Annotated in this window: 18 protein-coding genes; 12 read left to right on the top strand and 6 right to left on the bottom strand. The window is 76.0% G+C overall.

The window, feature by feature from the left end:
- The first annotated feature begins 44 nt into the window (after nt 1–44).
- The gene (locus ACIPW5_RS01935) at nt 45–992 is read left to right on the top strand and encodes an aldo/keto reductase (protein WP_401238969.1); all 948 of its coding nucleotides are present in this window, start codon (nt 45–47) and stop codon (nt 990–992) included.
- Between the two features lie 122 nt (nt 993–1,114).
- Here ACIPW5_RS01935 and ACIPW5_RS01930 read toward each other — a convergent pair whose 3' ends face one another.
- Both ACIPW5_RS01930 and ACIPW5_RS01925 read right to left on the bottom strand, forming a co-directional pair.
- Nucleotides 1,115–2,035 (bottom strand): ABC transporter permease, encoded by a 921-nt coding sequence (locus ACIPW5_RS01930; protein ID WP_401238967.1) that lies wholly within the window; start codon nt 2,033–2,035, stop codon nt 1,115–1,117.
- On the bottom strand, nt 2,032–4,776 hold the full coding sequence (locus tag ACIPW5_RS01925) for an alpha/beta fold hydrolase (RefSeq protein ID WP_401238964.1): 2,745 nt from the start codon (nt 4,774–4,776) through the stop codon (nt 2,032–2,034). Before ACIPW5_RS01925 ends, ACIPW5_RS01930 begins: the two co-directional genes overlap by 4 nt.
- 188 nt (nt 4,777–4,964) lie before the next feature.
- On the opposite strand from ACIPW5_RS01925, the gene ACIPW5_RS01920 reads away from it, so the two are divergent.
- The 3 genes from ACIPW5_RS01920 to ACIPW5_RS01910 all read left to right on the top strand — a co-directional run bounded on the left by ACIPW5_RS01920 (nt 4,965) and on the right by ACIPW5_RS01910 (nt 7,521).
- Nucleotides 4,965–6,503, top strand: coding sequence for an ATP-dependent DNA ligase (locus ACIPW5_RS01920; protein WP_401238961.1), 1,539 nt, complete (start codon nt 4,965–4,967; stop codon nt 6,501–6,503).
- A 79-nt stretch (nt 6,504–6,582) separates the two neighbouring features.
- Nucleotides 6,583–7,236 carry a helix-turn-helix domain-containing protein gene (locus ACIPW5_RS01915; protein ID WP_401238959.1) on the top strand — a complete coding sequence of 218 codons (654 nt, stop codon included), beginning with the start codon at nt 6,583–6,585 and terminating at the stop codon, nt 7,234–7,236.
- An 87-nt stretch (nt 7,237–7,323) separates the two neighbouring features.
- Entirely contained in the window at nt 7,324–7,521 is a 198-nt protein-coding gene (locus ACIPW5_RS01910; RefSeq protein ID WP_401238956.1) for a DUF6126 family protein, read from the top strand.
- Here the strand turns inward: ACIPW5_RS01910 and ACIPW5_RS01905 are convergent.
- Both ACIPW5_RS01905 and ACIPW5_RS01900 read right to left on the bottom strand, forming a co-directional pair.
- A complete protein-coding gene (locus ACIPW5_RS01905; protein WP_401238953.1) occupies nt 7,485–8,150 on the bottom strand; it encodes a DUF6629 family protein in 666 nt (221 codons plus the stop codon). The two genes, ACIPW5_RS01910 and ACIPW5_RS01905, sit on opposite strands and share 37 nt — an antisense overlap.
- Before the next feature lie 16 nt (nt 8,151–8,166).
- Entirely contained in the window at nt 8,167–9,720 is a 1,554-nt protein-coding gene (locus ACIPW5_RS01900; RefSeq protein ID WP_401238950.1) for a DHA2 family efflux MFS transporter permease subunit, read from the bottom strand.
- Between the two features lie 272 nt (nt 9,721–9,992).
- Between ACIPW5_RS01900 and ACIPW5_RS01895 the strand changes: the two genes are divergently transcribed.
- From ACIPW5_RS01895 to ACIPW5_RS01880, 4 genes are all read left to right on the top strand, one after another.
- Nucleotides 9,993–13,559: a S8 family serine peptidase gene (locus tag ACIPW5_RS01895; RefSeq protein WP_401238947.1), complete on the top strand. Its 3,567-nt coding sequence runs from the start codon at nt 9,993–9,995 to the stop codon at nt 13,557–13,559.
- 113 nt (nt 13,560–13,672) lie between these two features.
- Nucleotides 13,673–14,470, top strand: coding sequence for a hypothetical protein (locus ACIPW5_RS01890; protein ID WP_401238945.1), 798 nt, complete (start codon nt 13,673–13,675; stop codon nt 14,468–14,470).
- 37 nt (nt 14,471–14,507) lie between these two features.
- Complete coding sequence (locus ACIPW5_RS01885; protein WP_401238942.1) at nt 14,508–15,212, top strand: hypothetical protein; 705 nt, start codon at nt 14,508–14,510, stop codon at nt 15,210–15,212.
- Nucleotides 15,209–15,451, top strand: a complete 243-nt coding sequence (locus ACIPW5_RS01880; RefSeq protein WP_401238940.1) for a hypothetical protein — start codon at nt 15,209–15,211, stop codon at nt 15,449–15,451. The genes ACIPW5_RS01885 and ACIPW5_RS01880 overlap by 4 nt, the downstream gene beginning before the upstream one ends.
- Nucleotides 15,452–15,490: 39 nt before the next feature.
- On the opposite strand, the gene ACIPW5_RS01875 is transcribed toward ACIPW5_RS01880, so the two are convergent.
- Together ACIPW5_RS01875 and ACIPW5_RS01870 are read right to left on the bottom strand one after the other, a co-directional pair.
- Nucleotides 15,491–16,888 carry a gluconate:H+ symporter gene (locus ACIPW5_RS01875; RefSeq protein ID WP_401238937.1) on the bottom strand — a complete coding sequence of 466 codons (1,398 nt, stop codon included), beginning with the start codon at nt 16,886–16,888 and terminating at the stop codon, nt 15,491–15,493.
- 11 nt (nt 16,889–16,899) lie between these two features.
- Nucleotides 16,900–17,385 (bottom strand): gluconokinase, encoded by a 486-nt coding sequence (locus tag ACIPW5_RS01870; RefSeq protein WP_401240062.1) that lies wholly within the window; start codon nt 17,383–17,385, stop codon nt 16,900–16,902.
- 151 nt (nt 17,386–17,536) lie between these two features.
- Here ACIPW5_RS01870 and ACIPW5_RS01865 point away from each other — a divergent pair, with 151 nt between their 5' ends.
- The 4 genes from ACIPW5_RS01865 (at nt 17,537) to ACIPW5_RS01850 (ending at nt 20,812) form a co-directional block, all read left to right on the top strand.
- Nucleotides 17,537–18,247, top strand: a complete 711-nt coding sequence (locus ACIPW5_RS01865; RefSeq protein ID WP_401238935.1) for a FadR/GntR family transcriptional regulator — start codon at nt 17,537–17,539, stop codon at nt 18,245–18,247.
- A gap of 157 nt (nt 18,248–18,404) precedes the next feature.
- The gene (locus tag ACIPW5_RS01860) at nt 18,405–19,514 is read left to right on the top strand and encodes a macro domain-containing protein (protein WP_401238933.1); all 1,110 of its coding nucleotides are present in this window, start codon (nt 18,405–18,407) and stop codon (nt 19,512–19,514) included.
- The gene (locus tag ACIPW5_RS01855) at nt 19,511–20,155 is read left to right on the top strand and encodes a hypothetical protein (protein WP_401238931.1); all 645 of its coding nucleotides are present in this window, start codon (nt 19,511–19,513) and stop codon (nt 20,153–20,155) included. Before ACIPW5_RS01860 ends, ACIPW5_RS01855 begins: the two co-directional genes overlap by 4 nt.
- A gap of 3 nt (nt 20,156–20,158) precedes the next feature.
- Nucleotides 20,159–20,812, top strand: a complete 654-nt coding sequence (locus ACIPW5_RS01850) for an RES family NAD+ phosphorylase (RefSeq protein WP_401238928.1) — start codon at nt 20,159–20,161, stop codon at nt 20,810–20,812.
- Nucleotides 20,813–20,827 lie beyond the last annotated feature (15 nt).

Below are 20,827 nucleotides of genomic sequence, written 5' to 3'. Positions count from 1 at the left end.
GGAGCGAGCCGCACCCACCGCACGAGTACGGAGGAACACCCCGCATGCGCTATCTCCACCTGGGCACCTCAGGGCTGAAGGTCTCCGCCGTGGGCCTCGGCTGCAACAACTTCGGCGGCCGCCTCGACGCCCGGGCCACCCGCGACGTCGTCGACGCCGCCCTCGACTCCGGGATCACCCTCCTCGACACCGCCGACATCTACGGCGGCCAGGGCGGCTCCGAGACCCACCTCGGCCAGGCCCTCAAGGGCCGCCGCGACCAGGTCGTCCTGGCGACCAAGTTCGGCTACGACGGCGTCGACATGGGATACGGTCCCGCCGCCGGGTCCCGCGGCGGCCGCGCCTACGTCCGGCGCGCCGTCGAGGAGTCCCTGCGCCGCCTGGACACCGACCACATCGACCTCTACCAGCTGCACAGCCCCGACCCGGACACCCCCGTCGCCGAAACCCTCGCGGCCCTCGCCGAACTCGTCGCCGAGGGCAAGATCCGCTACATCGGGCACTCCAACTTCAGCGGCTGGCAGCTCGCCGAGGCCGCCCACGTGGCCCGCGAGACGGGCGCCGTGCCCTTCGTCTCCGCGCAGAACGAGTGGTCGCTGCTCCAGCGCTCCGCGGAACGCGAACTGGTCCCCGCCGCCCGGCACTACGGCCTCGGCGTCCTCCCGTACTTCCCGCTGGCCAACGGCCTGCTCACCGGCAAGATCCGCCGCGGCGCGCCCGTCCCGGCCGGCTCCCGCCTCGAAGGCCGCGACACCTACCTCACCGAAGAGCGCCTCGACACCGTCGAGGCCCTGGCCGCGATCGCCGACAAGCACGGCCGCAGCGTCCTGGAACTCGCCATCGGCTGGCTCTCCGCCCGGCCCGGCTGCTCCTCCGTGATCGCCGGCGCCACCTCGCCCGAGCAGGTGCGCGCCAACGCGGCCGCGGGCGACCGCCCCCTGGACGCGGAGCTGCTGGCCGAGATCGACGAGGTCGCGCGGGCCCACGCGTAGGCGGTGCGGGCCCCCGCGCAGGCCGTACGGACCCATACGCAGACCGCGGGCCCGCGCGTCACCGCGCGGGCCCGCGGCCGGACCGGGGGTCGGGCGCGCGACCGGACCGGGGGATGCTCCCGTCAGGACGTGATGTCCTTGCGGGAGAACCCCCGGAACGCCAGCGCGAACAGCACCACGGCGTACGACACCGACACCACCACGCCCTTGACCATCCCGCCCCACTCCAGCTGCGGCTGCAGGGCGTCCGCCCAGGCGAACTGCCAGTGCGCGGGCAGGAACTCGCGCCACGACCCGAGGGCCGTCACCGCGTCGAGGACGTTCCCCACGATGGTGAGGCCCACCGCCCCGCCCACCGCGCCGAGCGGCGCGTCCGTCCGCGTCGACAGCCAGAACGCCAGCCCGGCCGTCACCAGCTGCGACACGAACACGAACGCCACGGCCAGCGCCAGCCTCGGCAGCGAGTCCGCGGCGGGCAGCGCCCCGCCCGTCGGGAGCCGCAGCGGCCCCCAGCCGTACGCGGCCGTACCCGCCGCCAGGGCCACCACCGGCAGCAGCACGATCGCCGCCAGGCTGAACCCCAGCGCCACCATCAGCTTGCTCCACAGCAGCCGGGCCCTCGGCACCGGCGAGGCCAGCAGGTACCGCAGCGAGGACCAGCTGGCCTCCGAGGCCACCGTGTCCCCGCAGAACAGGGCCACCGGCACCACCAGCAGGAACCCGGCCGACACGAACAGGCAGGTCACGGCGAAGTTCGCACCGGAGGCCGTCGCCGTGTCGATCATGCTGATCCGGCCGCTGCCGTTGCCGCCGCCACCGCGCCCGTCGTCCGGGCCGCCGCCCACCGCGAACGCGATGATCATCACGAAGGGCAGTGCGGCCAGCACCCCGCCCATCACCAGCGTCCGCCGCCGGCGCCACTGCCGCAGCGCCTCCACGCGCAGCGGCAGCGTCCGCCCCGCCCGGTAGCCGGGCGCGGTCTCCCGCCCCCCGGAACCTCCCGCGCCGGACTCCCGTACCCGGGCCTCCTCCACGGCGCTCATGCCGTACCTCCGATCAGGGTGAGGAACGCGTCCTCCAGCCGCCGGTGCGGCCCCACCGCCGCCACCGGCAGCTCCAGCCGTACGAGTTCGGCGATCAGGGCCGCGGGCGACCCGCCGTCGAGCCGGACGAGCAGGCCCTCCTCGCAGCGCACCGCCGAGGCCACCCCCTCCAGCGCGCCGACCTTCGCCACGGCCGCCCCGTCCACCGGCTCCGCCAGGGTCACCAGCAGGGTGTCCCCGCCTCCGGTGATCTCTGCGACCTCGCCGGCCCGTACGAGCCGGCCGCGGTCCATGACCACCAGGTGGGTGCAGGACTGCTCCACCTCCGACAGCAGGTGGCTGGAGACGATGACCGTCCGGCCGCCGGCCGCGTAGCGGATCATCACGTCCCGCATCTCCCGGATCTGCGGCGGGTCCAGGCCGTTCGTCGGCTCGTCGAGGATCAGCAGGTCCGGCATCCCGAGCATCGCCTGCGCGATCGCCAGCCGCTGCCGCATGCCCTGCGAGTACGTGCGCACCGCCCGGTCCAGGGCGTCGCCGAGTCCGGCGATCTCCAGGGCCTCCGCCAGGTGCGCGTCCTCGGCGGGACGGCCCGTGGCCCGCCAGTACAGCTCCAGGTTGGTGCGGCCCGTCAGGTGCGGGAGGAAGCCCGCGCCCTCCACGAACGCCCCGACCCGCGACAGCACCGGGGCGCCGGGCCGGATCGGGTGCCCGAACACCCGGATCTCCCCGGCGTCCGGCGTGATCAGGCCCATCAGCATCCGCAGCGTCGTGGTCTTGCCCGCGCCGTTGGGCCCGAGCAGGCCCAGCACCTGGCCCTTCTCCACCCGGAAGGACAGGTCCCGCACGGCGTAGCGGTCCCGCGCCTTCGCGTACCGCTTCGTCAGCCCGGTGATGTCCAGTGGTACGTCGGCCAGTGCGGGTTCGGGCTGCGGTTCCCGTCCCGGGGTCCCCGCGCGGCCCCCGCCGGTCCGCCGGATCCCGAGCAGCCCCGCGGCCAGCGCCAGCGCGCCCAGCGGCAGCCCCCAGGTCCAGGCGGGCAGCCCGGCGGCGGCCGTCCGCACCCCGTCCGCGACGGGCACCCGCAGCGGGCCCTCCGCGGAGACGGAGTAGGCGGCCGGAGCGGCCGGGGAGGCGTAGCCGAGGTCGGTGGCGGCGACCACCAGCCGCAGCCGGTGCCCGGCCTGGACGGCGTGGTCGATCGCCGGGAGCCGCAGCTCCACGCTCCGGCCCTGGCCGGCGTCCTCCACCCGTACGGGCGCCACCAGCTGGGACGGCAGCACCTGCTGCCGCCCGTCCGGCCCCACGTCGTACACCTTGCCGAACAGCACGGCCGCGCCGTCGGCAGCCGTCGACCTCACCTTCAGGGTGACGGTCGGCGCCCCGGTGATCCGCACCGCCTCGGCCAGCGGCTCCGACTCGAAGCGGGCGTTCTGCCCGGGGAAGTCCAGCGAGAGCCCGGTCCCGAGGGCGGCCAGCTGCCCGCCGACCCCGGGCAGCGCGGACAGCGCCGGCGGCGCCCCGCCCGCCGGGTTGGCGAAGGTCTGCTCCCGCCCCGAGAGGGCGAAGCCGCGCGGCGAGGAGGCCAGCCCCGGGTAGCGCTCCCCGGTCGCGCCGCGCAGGGTGAGCCGCCCGTCGGTGGAGTCGAACCCGCCGGAGCGCGACACCCGGAACGCCGGGCCGGTGTCCGCCGAGGCGTCGTCCTTCAGGTAGCGGTCGAACCAGGCCGCCACCCGGGCCTCGACCCGGTCCGCCTCGCGCATGCCGCCGTCGTGCCCGCCGGCCGCCCAGTCCACGGCGACCGGAGCCCCGTTCGCGGCGATGGCCCCCGCCATGGCGTCGGCCTGGTCCAGCGGGAAGAGGGAGTCCTCCTGGCCCTGCACGATGAGCGCGGGCACCTTGATCCGGCCGGCCACGGCCGAGGGGCTGCGCCGCTCCAGCAGCTCGCGCGCCTCGGCGTCGGGCTTCCCGGTCACCGCGACCCGCTCGTACATCGCGCACAGCTGCGGATCGAACCGTCCGCAGCCGGGCGCGCCCGGGGACCCCGGGGCACCGGCGGCCGCGGTCGGCTGCGCCTGCTGGAGGCCGCCCGCCGCGCCGGTGGTGAAGAAGATCCCGGCCCAGAGCTTCTTGAACACGCCCTGGGGGAAGAGGGAGTCCGCGAGGTTCCAATAGGTGATCTGCGGGGCGATCGCGTCCACCCGGCGGTCGTACCCGGCGGCCAGCAGGGCCACGGCCCCGCCGTACGAGGCCCCGGCCACGCCCACGCGCGGATCGCCGTCCGCGTCGAGCCGGACCTCGGGCCGCCGGGCCAGCGCGTCGACGAGCGCGGAGACGTCCTTGACCTCGTGCTCGGGGTCGTTCAGCCCGATCTTCCCGCCGGAGCGGCCGAACCCGCGCGCCGACCAGGTCAGCACGGCGTAGCCGTCCCGCGCGAGGCGCTCGGCCTGGGCCCGGACGTCGTCCTTGCTCCCGCCGAACCCGTGTCCGAGGAGCACGGCCGGCCGCCGCACCGCGGGATCGCCGGCGGTGAAGAAGGAGGTGTCGATCCCGGCGCCGGGCGCGCCCGGCGCCGGGGCGTCCAGCCCGGGCACCTGCACGAACCGGTCCTCGCGCCGCACGGCCGGCTCCTCCCCGGACGCGGCGGCCGCCGTCCAGGAGCCGACGCCCGCCAGGACCGCGAGGGCGGCGGCGCCGGCGAGCAGGCGGTCCCGGGGCCGCCGGGGCAGTCGTAGCTTCATATGGGCACCCTAAAGCCCGTGATCGCCTTCCCCGAGCTCCCTCAGGGGGAGCCCCGCCCCTTCTCCAGGAGTACCCGCGCGGACGGGCGTACCGCAGCCGCAGTAGGCCGGGCCCCGGGACCCCGGCGGCTGCGGCCCGCGGCGGCCCCGGCCTGCGCCGGGGCGCGGTCGGCGGGAGGATGGACGGCATGCTGCTGGCCGAGGTCGCGCGCGTGTCCCGGGAGGTCGCCGAGACCTCCGCCCGGTCCCGGAAGACCGCCCTGCTGGCGGAGCTGTTCGCGGCCGCCCCCGCCGAGGAGGCCGCCCTGGTCAGCGCCTACCTCTCCGGGCGGCTCCCGCAGGGCCGCACCGGAGTGGGCTGGCGCACCCTGGCCCAGGACACCGCCCCCGCGGCCGAGCCCGCGCTCACCGTGACGGCCGTCGACGCCGCCGCGGCCCGGCTGGCCGCCGTGGCGGGGCCGGGGGCGCAGGCCGAGCGCCGCCGGATCGTCGCGGAGCTGCTGGGCGCCGCCACCGGGGAGGAACAGCGCTTCCTGCGCGCCCTGCTGTCGGGGGAGGTGCGCCAGGGCGCGCTGGACGCCGTGGCCCTGGAAGGGGTGGCCAGGGCCGCCGGGGTGCCGGCCGCCGACCTGCGCCGCGCCGTGATGCTGGACGGCTCGCTGCCCCGCACGGCGGCGGACGTACTGGCCCGGGGCGCCGAAGCGCTGCGCGGGGTGACCCTGCGCGTCGGGCAGCCCGTCCAGCCCATGCTGGCCGGGACCGCGCGGTCCCTGGACGAGGCCCTGGCGGCGCTCGCCCCCTGCGCGGTGGAGGAGAAGCTCGACGGGATCCGCGTGCAGGTGCACCGGGACGGGGACGAGGTGCGGATCCACACCCGCTCCCTCGACGAGATCACCGGCCGGCTGCCGGAGGTGGCCGAACTGGCCCGGAGCCTGCCCGGCGAGCGGTTCGTCCTCGACGGGGAGGTCATCGGGCAGGGGCCCGACGGGCGCCCGGTGCCCTTCCAGGAGATCGCGGGCCGGGTCGGCTCCCGGGCCGACGTGGCGGCGGCGCGTGCGGCCCTGCCGGTGACCGCGTACTTCTTCGACGTGCTGGCCCTCGGCGACGAGGTCCTGCTGGACCTGCCGGTCAGCGAGCGGTACGCGGCGCTGGCCGCCCTGGTCCCCCAGTCGGCCCGGGTCAGGCGGCTGGTGGTGGAGGAAGCCGGGGCGGGGGCGGGGGCGGCCGGGGAGTTCTGGACGCAGACCCTGCGCCGGGGCCACGAGGGGGTCGTGGTGAAGGCCCTCGGCTCCCCGTACGCGGCGGGCCGGCGCGGGAAGCAGTGGCTCAAGGTGAAACCGGTCCACACCCTCGACCTGGTGGTGCTCGCCGCCGAATGGGGCCACGGCCGCCGCACCGGACTGCTGTCGAACCTGCATCTGGGCGCGCGGACCGGGGACGGCGGCCACGCCATGCTCGGCAAGACCTTCAAGGGGCTGACGGACGAGATGCTGCGCTGGCAGACCGGGCGGCTGGGCGAGCTGGCGGAGGCGGACGACGGCTTCACCGTGCGGGTCAGGCCCGAGCTGGTGGTGGAGGTCGCCTACGACGGACTCCAGCGCTCCGCGCGCTACCCGGCCGGGGTCGCCCTGCGCTTCGCCCGGGTCCTGCGGCACCGCCCGGACAAGCCGGCGGAGGAGGCCGATACCGTGGAGACGGTGCTGGAACAGGGCCGCAGGGACGGCTGAGGGAGCCCGGCCCGGGGCGTTTTTGCCCCAGAGGCAAGAGAGATTGCCAGGAAGGCAAGATTCTGGCTCAATCGGGGGTATGACGCCCCGTTCCCAGGAACCAGACGGCACCGGTCCCGCAGGCCCCGAGGAGGACCTCGCCGACGAGCTGCCCGCGGTCGCCCCGCAACTGCGCGAACTGCGCCGGCGCGCCGGGCTCACCCTGGAGGCCGCCGCCGCGCGGGCCAGGCTCTCGCCCGCGCACCTGTCCCGGCTGGAGACCGGCCGGCGCCAGCCCTCGCTGCCGCTGCTGCTGGGGCTCGCCCGCACCTACGGTACGACCGTCTCCGAGTTGCTGGGGGAGACCCCGGCCGTTGCCGATCCCATCGTACGGGCCGGCGGGCCGGGGGCCCGCGAGGCCGACGGGTGGACGTACTGGCAGGCCGGTGGCTCGGGGCGGGGGATGCAGGCGCTGCGCGTGCACGTCCCCCACGGGCGCAGCCAGGGCGAGCTGGTCCGCGTACACCCCGGGGAGGAGTGGCTGTACGTGCTCAGCGGGCGGCTGCGGCTGCACCTGGGGGAGGCCGAGCACCTGCTGGAGCCGGGGGACAGCGCGCACTTCGACTCGCTGACCCCGCACCGGATCGGCGCGGCCGGGCCGGGCGGGTGCGAGCTCCTGTTCGTCCACACCCTGCTGCAGAGCAGCCTCGCCGGGCTGTGCCTCGGCACCAAGACCACCACGCACCAGCACTAGCACCGGTACCGAGTACCAGGGGGAGCCGTCACCGTGTCCGAATCCCTTTCCGCGTCCGCGTCCGAGTCCGAGTCCCGAGGAGACCAGGTGTCCACCACCGCAGAGCAGGCCGTTCCGGAGCAGCAGGAGCAGCAGCAGGAGCCCGCGCCGCTGACCATCCGCGAGCGGTTCGAGAACAAGTTCCCGCGCGGCCTGATCATCAGGCTGATCGCGTACCTGTTCGTCGGCCACCTCTTCGCCTTCTTCGTCTACCTGCTCTTCGTCCTGGGCGGCCAGAACCAGTAGTCCCGGCCGTCGGCCGGTGCCCCTTCCGGGCGCCGCACCCAGCCGAGCACCAGCACCGAGGCCGCCGCCGCGAAGGCGCACCAGGTGGAGGCGAACGCCACCCGCCACAGGGCCGCGCAGACCACCGCCCCGGCGGCCAGCACGGCCCCGAGCAGCCGCAGCGTCCGGTCCCCGGCGAGCAGCAGGGCGCCCAGGGTGGCGTACAGGTAGCCCGCCAGGACCAGCGGGGCCCAGGGGACGTCGATCCCGTAGCCGATCACCCGGCCGCGGACCTCCGCGCTCACCGGCCCCGCGGCCAGGCAGTACGCGAGCACCGCCGCCGTGGCCGCTCCCACGGCCGCCGGCCCGAGCAGCCGGCGCCGGGACCCGGGCGCCGCGGCGAGCAGCACCCCGAACGGCACCCACAGCGGCAGCACCGGCAGCGCGATCACCGCCCAGGCCGTGGTGGCCGGGCCGCAGCCGCCGCCCGTGCGCCAGACGGCCGCCTCGACCAGCTGGTGCGCGCCGAGCAGCAGCGGGAGCGCGGCGACGGGCAGGTCGCGGGCCCGCCGGGTGCGGGCCAGGCACACCACCCCGACGGCGGCCACGGCCGTGCCCGCCGTCAGGTCCGCCGCCGCGCTCCAGCACACCCGGATCCTCCCGCCGTCAGCGCGGGCCCTCCGGCGCGTCCGGCGCCGAGGGGTGTTCCAGCGGCGGGGCGCCGATCGCGCAGTGCGTGCGGCACTGCGGGTGGCAGACCCCGGGCGCGGGGGAGCGTACGGTCGCCCAGGCCGTGACCGCGCCCGCCACCAGGGCGCCCGCGCACCAGGGCACGGCCCGTCGGAAGGCGGCGTCGAAGGCCCCGGCTGACAGGTACGCGTCCGGGCCCATCCCGGCCAGCAGCGGCAGCGCGGCCACCGCGAGCAGCCCGGCGGCCCGCGCGGCGGCGTTGTTGATCCCGCTGGCCAGTCCCGCCCGGCCGGCCGGCACCGAGGCCAGGACGGTCGCGGTCAGCGGGGCCACCAGGACGGTCATGCCCGCGCCCATCACCACCATGGCCGGCAGCACGTCCCGGGCGTACGAGGCGTCCGGGCCCACGCGCAGCGTGAGCAGCGTCCCGGCCGCGCACAGCAGCGGTCCGACGGTGAGCGGGACGCGCGGCCCGATCCGCTCCCCGAGCGCCCCCGCCCGCGAGGACAGCAGCAGCATCAGGACGGTGGTGGGCAGCAGGGCGGCCCCGGCGCCGAGGGCGGAGTACCCGGACACCACCTGGAGCTGGAGCACGACGAGGAAGAAGAAGCCGCCGAAGGCCGCGTAGACGAAGAGGGTGACGAGGTTGACGGCGGTGAACTGCCGGGAGGCGAACATGTCCGGCGGCACCATCGGATCCCGCCGGTGGCGCTCCACGTAGACGAACGCGGCGGCCAGCAGCACCCCGCCCACCGCCGCGCCGATGACCGGCGCCGCCGCGGACCGGGCCTCGATCAGCGCGTACGTCAGCAGGCCCAGCGCCGCCGCGCCGAGCACCGCGCCCAGTACGTCGAACCGGCCCACCGCCCCCGGGTCCCGGGACTCCGGTACGTGCTTCAGGGTCACCGGCACGCACAGCGCGGCCAGCGGCACGTTCAGCAGGAACACCCACCGCCAGCCCGGCCCGTCCACCAGCCAGCCGCCGAGGAAGGGCCCCACGGCCGCGCCGACGCCGCCGAACCCCGACCACAGGCCCACCGCGCGGGCCCGGTCGTCCGCCCGGATCGAGCCCTGGATCAGCGCGAGGGAACCGGGCGTCAGCAGCGCTCCGCCGACGCCCTGGAGGGCGCGGGCGGCGATCAGGACCCCGGCGTTCGGTGCGAGCCCGCACAGCAGCGAGCCCGCCGCGAACCAGACCACGCCGAGCACGAAGATCCGGCGCCGGCCGAACCGGTCGCCGAGCGCCCCGCCCACCAGGATCAGCGCGGCCAGGGTCAGCAGGTAGGCGTTCACCGTCCACTGGAGCACCGCCATGTCCGCGCCGAGGTCCTGCCCGATGCGGGGCAGGGCCACGTTGACCACGGTCGAGTCCAGCAGGGCCATCGCCGACCCGAGCACGGTGGCGGCCACGATCCACCGCCCCTGCGCGGAGCCGAGGGCGACCGCCGGTTCCGCGGCGGGCGCGGGGACGGGCCCGGACGCCGGTGTCAGGCCGGGCTCGGGTACCGGTCCGCCGGGCAGCGAGCTCATCCCACCAGGCTGACCCGCCCGCACCGGAAAGGCCACCGGGCGGGCCCGGCGGGCCTGGCGGGCGCGCGGTGACCGGTGCGGCGACCCGCACGGCGCCCCGTACGGACCCGTCCGTTCCGTGGCTCACGAGGCCCTCTTGTCATGCATATGGCACCTCCCGGACCATGGCCCGCGCACGACCCGCGCACGTTGCGCACGCACTTCCCGCACGCACTTCCCGCACGATCCGCACGATCTGCACGCGCCCCACGCGGCGCAAGAGGAGACGACACGTGCCACAACGCAACCGACGACGTTCCTTACGCGCGGCGCTCGCCGCTCTGAGCGCGGCCCTGCTCCTCCCGGTCGGCGCGGGCGCGGCCTCCGCCGCCCCCGAGCCCGGCCCCGCGCCCACCGCGGCCGAGCGCAAGCTCGAACCCGCCCTCCGCGCCCAGTTCGACGGCTCCGAGAAGGCCGTCTTCTGGGTCTACCTCGACAGCGCCGCCGACCTGACCGCCGCGGGGCGGCAGCAGACCCGCGCCGCCAAGGCCGAAACGGTTCTGCGCACCAAGAAGGAGCACGCCGCGCGCACCCAGGCCGAGGTCCGCAAGGCCCTCGACGGGGCCGGGGCGGAGTACACCTCGTACTGGATCGTCAACGCCGTCCGCGTCGTCGGCAGCCGCAAACTCGCCGGTTCCCTCGCCGAACGCCCCGAGGTCGCACGGATCGACGCCGACGACAAGGTCAGCCTCCCCAAGCCCGCCGAGGGCACCCGGGAGAAGACCGCCGCCGACGCCGTCGAATGGAACATCGACCGGATCAAGGCACCCCAGGTCTGGGACCGGCTCGGCGTGCGCGGCGAGGGCATCGTCGTCGCCAACATCGACAGCGGCGTCGACCACACCCACCCCGCCGTCGCCAACCAGTACCGCGGCAGGAACGCCGACGGCAGCTACTCCCACGACTACAACTGGTTCGACCCGGCCGGGATCTGCGCCGGCGCCGCACCCTGCGACAACAACGACCACGGCACCCACACCATGGGCACCATGGTCGGCGACGACGGAGGCGCCAACAAGATCGGCGTCGCCCCGGGCGCCAAGTGGATCGCCGCGAAGGGCTGCGAGACCAACTCCTGCTCCGAGGCCTCCCTGCTCGCCTCCGGACAGTGGATCGTCGCCCCCACCGACCTGCACGGCCAGAACCCCCGCCCCGACCTCGCCCCGCACATCGTCAACAACTCCTGGGGCAGCGCCGCGCACGACGACTGGTACCAGCAGGTCGTGGACGCCTGGCGGGCCGCCGGCATCTTCCCCGCCTTCTCCAACGGCAACGCCGGACCCGGCTGCGGCACCAGCGGCTCGCCCGGCGACTACGCGCGCTCCTACAGCTCCGGCGCCTTCGGCAGCGACGGCGCCATCGCCTCCTTCTCCTCCCGCGGCGCCGGCCCCGGCGGCATCGTCAAGCCGAACATCGCCGCCCCCGGAGTGAACGTCCGCTCCTCCGTCCCCGGCGGCGCGTACGCCTCCTTCTCCGGCACCTCCATGGCCTCACCGCACACCGCCGCCACCGTGGCCCTGCTGTGGTCGGCCGCGCCCTCCCTCGCCGGTGACGTCGCGCAGACCGAAGCCCTGCTGGACGGCACCGCCCAGGACACGGACAGCAGCCAGTGCGGCGGCACCGCCGCCGACAACAACGTCTTCGGCGAAGGCCGGCTCGACGCCCTGGCCGCGGTGGAGTCCGCCCCGCGCGGCGCGGTCGGCGCCCTCGCCGGCACCGTCCGCGACGACTCCGGCCAGCCCGTCGCCGGCGCCCGGATCACCGCGCACGGCCCGATCGACCGGACCGCCACCACCGCCGCCGACGGCACCTACCGCTTCGGAGTGCTCTCGGTCGGCGCGTACGAACTCACCGCCGCCAAGTTCGGCTACGGACAGCACGCCGCCACGGCGACCGTCACCGAACAGGCCACCGCAACCGCCGACCTCACCCTGACCCGGGCGGCGAGCGCCAGGCTCAGCGGCACCGTCACCTCGCCCGCCGGGCCCGCCGCCGGAGCGGCCGTCACCATCGCCGACACCCCGGTCACCGCCACCACCGACGCCCAGGGCCGCTTCGAGGTCACCCTGCCGCACGGCACGTACGACGTGACCGCCACCCACCCCGGCCGCTGCCTCACCGCCGGCACGGCCAAGGCCGCCGTCAGCGGCGACACCGCCGTCACCGTCACCCTCCCCGAGCGCACCGACGGCTACGGCTACGCCTGCGCCGCGGGCGGCGGCCGCCCGTACAGCGCGGGGGAGCGGCGGCTCGCCCTGACCGGCGACAACACCACCGAGCGCGTCGACCTGCCCTTCCCGCTCCCGCTGTACGGGAAGACGTACGCCCAGGCCTGGATCGGCACCAACGGCACCGTCAGCCTCGGCGGCAACCACACCGGCGACGTCAACGGCGACATCCCGAGCGCCGCCACCCCCAACGCGGCCCTCTACCCCTTCTGGGACGACCTCGTCGTCGGCGCCGCCGACAGCGGATCGGGCGTCTTCACCGCCGTCACCGGAACCGCCCCGCACCGCAGCTACGTGATCGAGTGGCGCCAGGTCGCCCACTGGTCGGCGCAGTCCGACACCTTCTCCTTCTCGGCGGCCATCGGCGAGGACGGCACCGTCACCTACTCCTACAAGGGGACGGGCGGCACCGGCATCAAGGGCGGCTCCACCGCCACCGTCGGCGTGGAGAACGCGACCGGCACCGACGCCTTCAAGTACTCCTTCAACACCCCGGCCATCACCGACGGGCTCTCCATCGGCTTCCGCACCACCCGCAGCGGCGTGGTCACCGGCCGGGTGCTCGACGCCAACGACGGCGGCGGCGTCGCCGGCGCCACGGTGACCGTCGGCAGCGGCGACTCGGCCGTCTCCGCCACCACCGCCGCCGACGGCGGCTACGTGGTCCAGAGCCCCTCGGGCGCCCGCACGGTCACCCTCGCCGCGCCCTCCTACGAGACCGCCACCGCCACCGCCGACGTCAAGCCCGCCGACGTCACCACGGTCAGCCAGTCCCTGCGCACCGGCCGGGTCACCGCCGCCGCACCGGCCGTCGAGCTGGTCCTGCCTGCCGGCCAGCGGCGCACCCGCACCCTGGAGCTCGCCAACCCCGGCCTCACCACCGCCTACACGGTCGCCGAGGACGCGCCCTGGCTGACGGTGGCCCCGGCGGAGGGCAGCCTCCCGACCGGCGGCAAGGCCGCGCTCTCCCTCACGGCCGACACCGCCGGGCTGGCCCCGGGCACGGTGCTGAGCACCGGACTGCGGATCACCTCGGCCAGCGGCCGCGCACCCGTGCTCACCGTCCCCGTCAAGGTCGTCGTACCGCGCTACCAGACCGCCGTGGACGCCGGCTCCGAGCGCGCCGCCGTCGACGCGGCGGGCGACTCCTGGTCCCCGGACCGCAAGTACACCGCCGGCTCGTACGGCTACCAGGGCAGCTCCTCCGTCCACTCCACCGGCCGCACCATCGCCGGGACGGACGACCAGCAGCTCTTCCGCAGCGCCCGCGAGAACATGTACGAGTACCGCTTCGACAACGTCCCGAACGGCACCTACACCGTGGAGCTGGGCTTCGCCGAGCTCTCCAACACCCGGCCCGACAAGCGGGTCTTCGACGTCCTGGCCGAGGGCACCCAGATCCTGCCCTCCCTGGACATCTCCCTGGAGGCGGGCACCTACACCGCCCTGACCAGGACCTACACGGTCAAGGTCACGGACGGGGTGCTCAACCTCCGCTTCGTCACGCACAACGGCTCCGGCAAGCCGCTGGTCAACACCCTCCGGGTGACCGACCGCCCCGACAAGGGCTAGCCGCGTCCGACCGCCGCCCGCCCCCGGCATTCGGGTGGCGGGCGGCGGCCGCGCCGGGACATCCCGTCCGGCGTGCCCGGCCCGTCCGGCGGAGCGACGTAGCGTGGCGGACCATGACGCCGCAGATCGAGGCACTCGTGAGCGCCGCCGGACCGGCCGCGCTCTGGGCGGTGGGATCGGCGGACGCCGTCGACGCCGCCCGGCCCGGCACCCCCGCCGACGACTGGGAGGCCCCGCTCGACGCCGGAGCCCTGACCCCGCTGCTCGCCCTCTGGCCCGTCCTCGGCGGCCTCGTCGCCCGGGGCGAGCTGACCCTGCACACCCCCCTCACCGCCTACGGGGCGACCGCCCCGGCCGGCCTGCCCGCACGCACCACCACCGCCCACCACCTGCTCACCCGCGGCGACGGCCCCGCCCCCCTCGACGCCCTCACCCGGCTCGCCGAACACCTCTGCGGAACCCCGCTGGCCGACTGCGCCCGCACCCGGGTCTGGGGGCCCCTCGGCATGGCCCGCACCCACTACGCCGGAGCCGCCCTGCGCACCAGCGCCGCCGACCTCGCCCGCTTCCTGCGCCACCTGCTCGCCGACGGGGACGCCGCCACCGGTGCCGAGGACACCGCCGACCGGCCCGTGCCCCGCGCCTGGACCGCCGAGTCCCTGCGGATCCGCACCGGCGAACTCACCCCCTCGCGCGGCCTCCTCTGGCACCCCGCACCCGCCGGGGTGTGGACCCACCACCCCCCGTCCGGCTCCGGCCCGGCCGTGTGGATCTCGCCCCGCCAGGGCCGCTGGGCCCTGCTCGTCCCGGCCCCCGGGAGCACCGGCACCGGCCCCTCGCGCACCGCGTTCCGCGAGGCCGCGTTCGGCCCCGCTCCCGCGCGCGCCGCCCGCGCGGCGGACGTACGGTGATCCCGAAGTCACCGTACGCAGCCCCCGCGAGGAACCCATGTCCGACGCCGCGACCACCCTGGCCACCGACCCGGACACGGACACGCTCGACGCCCTGTGCCGGGACCTGGCCGAGGCCGCCGACGCCGTCGGCGAGGCCGCACGGTACGCCTCCGGACTCGCCCTCGGGCCCCGCCTGACCGCCGGGGCGCTCGTGGGGCGCGGCGGGAGCCGCCGCCGGGCCTGGCGGACCCTGCTGCGCACCCTCACCGACCCGGCCGGGTTCGGCTGGGCCCCGCGCGGACGGGGGCTGGCCCGGGCCGGGTGGCTCGCCGGGATCCTCGGGGGCCGCGAGAGCCTCGCCGTCAGCACCGCCGTCTGCGGACTGAGGGGCCGGATCCGCGCCGCGGCCGTGGGCCGCCCCGAACTGTGGGCCGACCCGGACTCCGCCGCCGTGCTGGGCGCGGTCGCCGAGGACCGGCAGGCCGACGCGGCCCGAGCCTTCCGCACCCTGCTGCGCGAGCGGGGCCCCGCTCGGGCGTTCGCCTTGCTGGCACCGGCCTTCGCGGACGTGCTGGCCTGGCACGCCCTGACCGACGAGAACCCCTTCAACGACCACGCGGGCTGGCAGGTGGCCACCGGCCGGGCCGTCACCGCCGAACCCCTGCTGGGCCTCGGCGCCGCCCTGCGGGCCTTCTGCGCCCGCAGCCCCGGCCCGGCCCCGGCCGCGCCCGTGTCCGCGAACCCCCGGAGGAGCCCGTGAACGACTGCCCCCTGCCGAGCCGGGCCGCCCCGGCGGACGGCCTGCGCACCCACTCCGCCGCCCTGCGCTCCCACGCCCGGCGGCTGCGGGCCGGGGCGGCCGCCCTGGAGTGGCACGGCCGGGAGGCCGACGCGTACCGCGCCGAGGTCACCGCCCTCGCCGACCGCTGCGCCCGCGCCGCCGCGGGCCTGGCCCTCGCGGCGGCGCAGCTGGACGGAGCGCACCCCCGCCGCCGGTGAAGCCGGCGGACGGGGGTGCGGATCGGGCGGGGGTGCGGGTCACAGGACGAGCGACAGCAGCAGGACGAAGCCCAGACCCGTGACCGAGATGACGGTCTCCATCACGGACCAGGTCTTGAGGGTCTGCCCGACGCTCATCCCGAAGTACTCCTTGACCAGCCAGAACCCGGCGTCGTTGACGTGGCTGAAGAACAGCGAGCCCGCCCCGATCGCGAGGACCAGCAGGGCGGTCTCCGTCGTGGACATGCCCGCCGCCAGCGGCGCCACCAGGCCGGCCGCCGAGATGGTCGCGACCGTCGCCGAGCCCGTCGCCAGGCGGATCGCGACCGCGATCAGCCAGGCCAGCAGCAGGGCCGGTACGGACCAGTCCTCGGACACGTCCAGGATCATCCGGCCCACCCCGGCGTCGATCAGCGTCTGCTTGAAGCCGCCGCCCGCGCCCACGATCAGCAGGATGCCGGCGATCGGCGCGAGGGACTTCTCCACCGTGGACGACAGCCGCTCCCGGGTGAACCCGGCGGCCCGGCCGAGGGTGAACATCCCGACCAGGACCGCCGAGAGCAGGGCGATCAGCGGGGAGCCGACGACGTCCGCGACCTTCTGCACGGTGTCGGCCGGGTCGTCGACAACGATGTCCACCAGGGCCTTGACCAGCATCAGCACCACCGGCAGCAGCACCGTGAAGACCGTCGCCCCGAACCGCGGGCGGTGCGCGGGATCCGCCGACGGGCGCTCGGGGACCAGGTGCTCCGGCGCGGGGATGTCCACCCAGCGCGCCGCGTACCGGGAGAACAGCGGGCCGGCGATGACCACCGTGGGTATCGCGACGAGGACCCCGAGGGCGAGGGTGACGCCCAGGTTCGCGTGCAGCGCGTCGACGGCGACCAGCGGGCCGGGGTGCGGCGGTATCAGACCGTGCATCACCGACAGGCCGGCGAGCGCGGGCACGCCGATCCGCATCAGGGAGTAGCCGCCGCGCCGGGCGACCATCAGCACCACCGGGATCAGCAGCACGATGCCGACCTCGAAGAAGAGCGGCAGCCCGATCACCGAGGCGATCAGCACCATCGCCCACGGCATCGCCCGGCCCCGTGCCCGGGCCAGGATCGTGTCCACGATCTCGTCCGCCCCGCCCGAGTCGGCCAGCAGCCTGCCGAGGACCGCGCCGAGCGCGATGAGGACGCCGACCCCCGCGACCGTGGCCCCCAGGCCCGCGGTGAAGCTGGCGACCGTCTTGCCCAGCGGGGCGCCCGCGAAGGACCCGAGGGCGAGCGAACCGACCGTCAGGGCCAGGAAGGCGTGCATCTTGAGGCGGGTGATGAGCAGGACGATGACGGCGATGCCCGCGAGGACGGCGACGCCCAGCTGGACGTCGCCGGCCGAGGTGATGGGTGCGGGCGCGGCCGCCGCCAGAGTCTCGACGCTGAGACCGGTCACGGTGGGTTTCCTTATCTGTCGAACGTTCGGAGGGCGGCCAGCGCCCGTTCGGTGATCTCCTCGGGCGTGCCGGCGACATCGACGGCGATCCCGCGTTCGTCCGCCCGGAGCGGTTCGAGCACGGCGAACTGGGAGTCCAGCAGGGAGGCGGGCATGAAGTGCCCCTTGCGGTCCGCCATCCGCCGCTCGATCAGCGGCCGGTCCCCGGTGAGGTGGACGAACACGGCGTCCGGAGCGGCCGCGCGCAGCCGGTCGCGGTAGGAGTGCTTGAGGCAGGAGGCGGCGACCACGCCGCCGCCCGGCTCCGCCCGGTTGCGGATCCACTCGCCGATGGCGTCCAGCCAGGGCCTGCGGTCGGCGTCGTCGAGCGGGGTGCCGGCCGACATCTTGGCCACGTTGGCCGCCGGATGGAAGGCGTCACCTTCCGCGTACGGGAGGCCGAGCGCCTCCGCGAGCAGCCGCCCGACGGTCGTCTTGCCGGTGCCGGCGACGCCCATCACCACAATGACGCGCTGGGAGCTCACGTCGTACCTCGCTGTCCTCGTTGCTGGGAGCACCACTGAAACCCATTAAGTAGTACTTATTCAAGGGTCGAGCGGAAAAACGTCACATCTTTTGCCGCTCGGGGCGTCACCGTACGCTTACGCCATGACCACCGAAGGCAGTCCGGGCCCAGGACTCCACTCCCAGGTGCTGGACACCCTCGGCCTCGCGATCACGGCGGGGGAGTACCCGCCCGGCAGCGTCCTGCGCACCGACGAGATCGCCGGCCGCTTCGACGCCTCCCGCACCGTTGTCCGGGAGGTGGTCCGCGTCCTGGAGTCGATGCAGCTCGTCGAGTCCCGCCGCCGGGTCGGGGTCACCGTCCGTCCCGCCGAGGAGTGGAACGTCTACGACCCGCGCGTCATCCGCTGGCGGCTCGCCGGCACCGACCGCCCCCGCCAGCTGCGCTCCCTGACCGTGCTGCGCTCGGCCGTCGAACCCGTCGCCGCCGGACTCGCGGCCACCCGCGCCACCCCCGAACAGTGCGCCCGGCTCACCGAGGCGGCCCTCGGCATGGTCAGCACCTCCCGCGGCCACCAGCTGGAGGGCTACCTCCACCACGACATCGCCTTCCACCGGACCGTCCTCGACGCCTCCGGCAACGAGATGTTCGCCCGGCTCGGCGACGTCGTCGCCGAGGTCCTCACCGGCCGCACCGAGCACGCCGTGATGTTCCACGACCCCGACCCGGCCGCCGTCACCCTGCACGTACGGGTCGCCGAAGCGGTCCGCGAGGGCGACGCCGCCGCCGCCGAGGCCCTGACCCGGCGGATCGCCCTCGGCGCCCTGGAAGAACTGGACGTGCTCGCCCCCTGAGGCCGGCGACCGGTGTGCTCCGGGCCCGGATCAGGCCCGGATCCGCCCCGCCGCGACCGGCCGGCGACCCGGAAGCGACCGGACGGCTCCCGCACCATGGGGTGCGAGGACGTGATCCGGCTTGTCCGGGGCGCTCGGGCGGTGCGATCCTTCCGCCATGTCGTCGCCCACACAACTGCCGGACTACGGGGAGGTCCTCGCGGAGGTGAGGGAAGTGCGGCGGGCCGGGATCGTCCGACTGCGTGAGCTACGGCTCCCGTTGCTCACCGGCATGTCGGCCGGTCCGGGGGCGGGGGGCCCCGGAGAGCCGCACTTCCCCGCCGTCGAGCGGCTGTTGCGCGCCGCCGTCGCCGCCATGGGCGGGGGCACCCTCCAGGAAGCCGCCGAATACAGCCTCGGCCTCGCGCGCGGCACCCGGGACTGGCCCCCCGCCGACCGGCGCCGGCGCGCCGCCCAGGTGTACGGCGTCAGCGTGGAGCGTTTCCGCAAGCACCAGGAGCTGATGGTGCTCGGACAGGTCGCCGAGCAGCTCGTCCGCCGCGCCGCCGCCGGCTCCTTACCCCCGCAAGCCCCCGAAGACCCGCCCGCGCCCCCCGGCCCCGCCCGCAGGCTGAGCCCCAGCCACCGCCGGCTGGCCGTCCGGGCCGGCGGCCGCGCACACGCGCTGACCCTGCACGTGCACCCCGTCGACCTGCTGCGCGACATCGACGTGGTGGTCTCCCCCTCGAACACCCACTTCGCCCTCCCCGAGCCGTACAAGTCCTCCGTCGCCGCCTCCCTGCGCCGCGCGGGAGCCGTCCGGGACCCGGCCGGCCGCGTCGTCGAGGACCGGATCCGCGACGAACTGCGCGCCTGGACCGACCGGTACGCCCCCCAGGGCCTCCCCGTCGCCCCCGGCACGGTCGCCGTCACCGGCGCCGGAGCCCTCGAAGCGCAGGGCGTCCGCCACATCCACCACGCGGCCGTCGCCGTGCCCCGGCCCGGCACCAACGACTACGACGTCCTCCCGGCCGACGTCACCCGCGCCGTCACCCGCGTCTTCGACCTGCTGGCCGACGGCCCCGCCGGAACCTCCGTCTGCCTCCCCCTGCTGGGCGCCGGCCGCGGCGGACTGTCCCCCGCCGACAGCCTCGCCGCCCTCTGGGCCGCGATCGAGGCCCGGCTCGCCCGCGGCTGCGACCAGGACGTCCACCTCGTCGTGCGCCGCCCCGAACGCGCCGACCTGATCGAAGAGTTGCTCACCGCACCGGACGGGAGCCCGGCATGACCGACCCCTACGCCCGGCTGGCCGCCGCGGCCGCCGACTGGGACGCACTGCGGCCCCGCCTCGACCCCGGCTCCCTGCGCCGGCTCGCACTCCTGCTCGCCGAGGCGCGCACGGCCACCGGCGAGGAAGCCCGGCGCGCCGCACTGCGCGCCGCCCGCCTGCTGGAGGAACTCCTGCCCGACCGGTTCCCCGGCGAGAGCCGGCTCACCGCCGCCCCCGAGGCACCCGCCGGCCACCTCGGCCACACCGCCGACGACCTGGCCGTCCTGCTGCTCGACGGACACCGCATGGTCGGACCGGTCCTCGGCGAGGTCCGCGCCCGCCTCCTCGCCGCCCCCGCCCTCGGAGACGCCGACGTCCTGGAACGCGGCCCCGACCCCTACGCCCCGGACCTGATCCGGCTGCGCGCACCCGGCGGGCTGATCCGGCTGCCCGCCTTCCAGTTCACCGCCGACGGCCGCGTCCGCCCCACCGTCGCCCGGGTCAACGCACTGCTGGGCGCCGACGACGACCCCTGGGGCACCGCCGACTGGTGGCTCTCCCCGAACGCCTGGCTCGGCCCGGCCCCCGTCACCCTGCTCGACACCCCCGACGAGCAACGGCTCGTCGACGCCGCCGAGTTCCTCGCCGAAGGGGAATAGCCCGTGCCCAACTACCGGCCCCCCGCCGAGCCGGCCGGCACCCCCGCCAAGGTCACCCTCACCGCAGGCACCCCGCTCTACCGGGTGCACTCGGCCCGGCGTGCGGGCGACGCCTTCAACCCCGTCCCCGCCCACTGCCTCTACGGGGGCGGCCGCTTCGACTCCACCTCCTGCGACCACTACGGCTACCTGTACGCCGGACTCACCCCGCAGGCCGCCGTCAGCGAGAGCGTCCTGCACTCGCTGCCCTTCGACCCCTCGGGCGCGGCCCGGCTGGTGCCCCGCGCGGCCGTCACCGGCCGCCGGCTGTCGGCGCTGCGCCTGACCCAGTCCCTCGACGTGGTCGCGCTGGTCACCGGGCAGGACCTGGCCGCCGTCCACCAGGACAGCTGGCTCGTCCAGGCGGAGGCCCGCGACTACCCGTACACCCGCGACTGGGCACACTGGATCCGCCGCCACACCGACCCGTGGGCGCAGGGGTTCCTGTGGTCCTCCAAACGGGAGCCGGGCGAGCGGGCCCTCGTCCTGTTCGCCGACCGCTGCCCGCCCGCCGCGCTCGCCCCCACCGGCCAGGACCCCGTCGACTTCACCACGCCCGAAGGCCGCCGCTGGCTCGACGAGGTCCTGCTGCCCTACCACGCCCGCCTCGCGCCCTGACCCCCACCGGAGGCC

The sequence above is a fragment of the Streptomyces sp. NPDC090077 genome, assembly GCF_044747545.1.
Classification (GTDB): domain Bacteria; phylum Actinomycetota; class Actinomycetes; order Streptomycetales; family Streptomycetaceae; genus Streptomyces.
The sequence above is the reverse complement of the archived record's forward strand: the minus strand, read 5'-3'. Positions and strand labels throughout refer to the sequence as shown.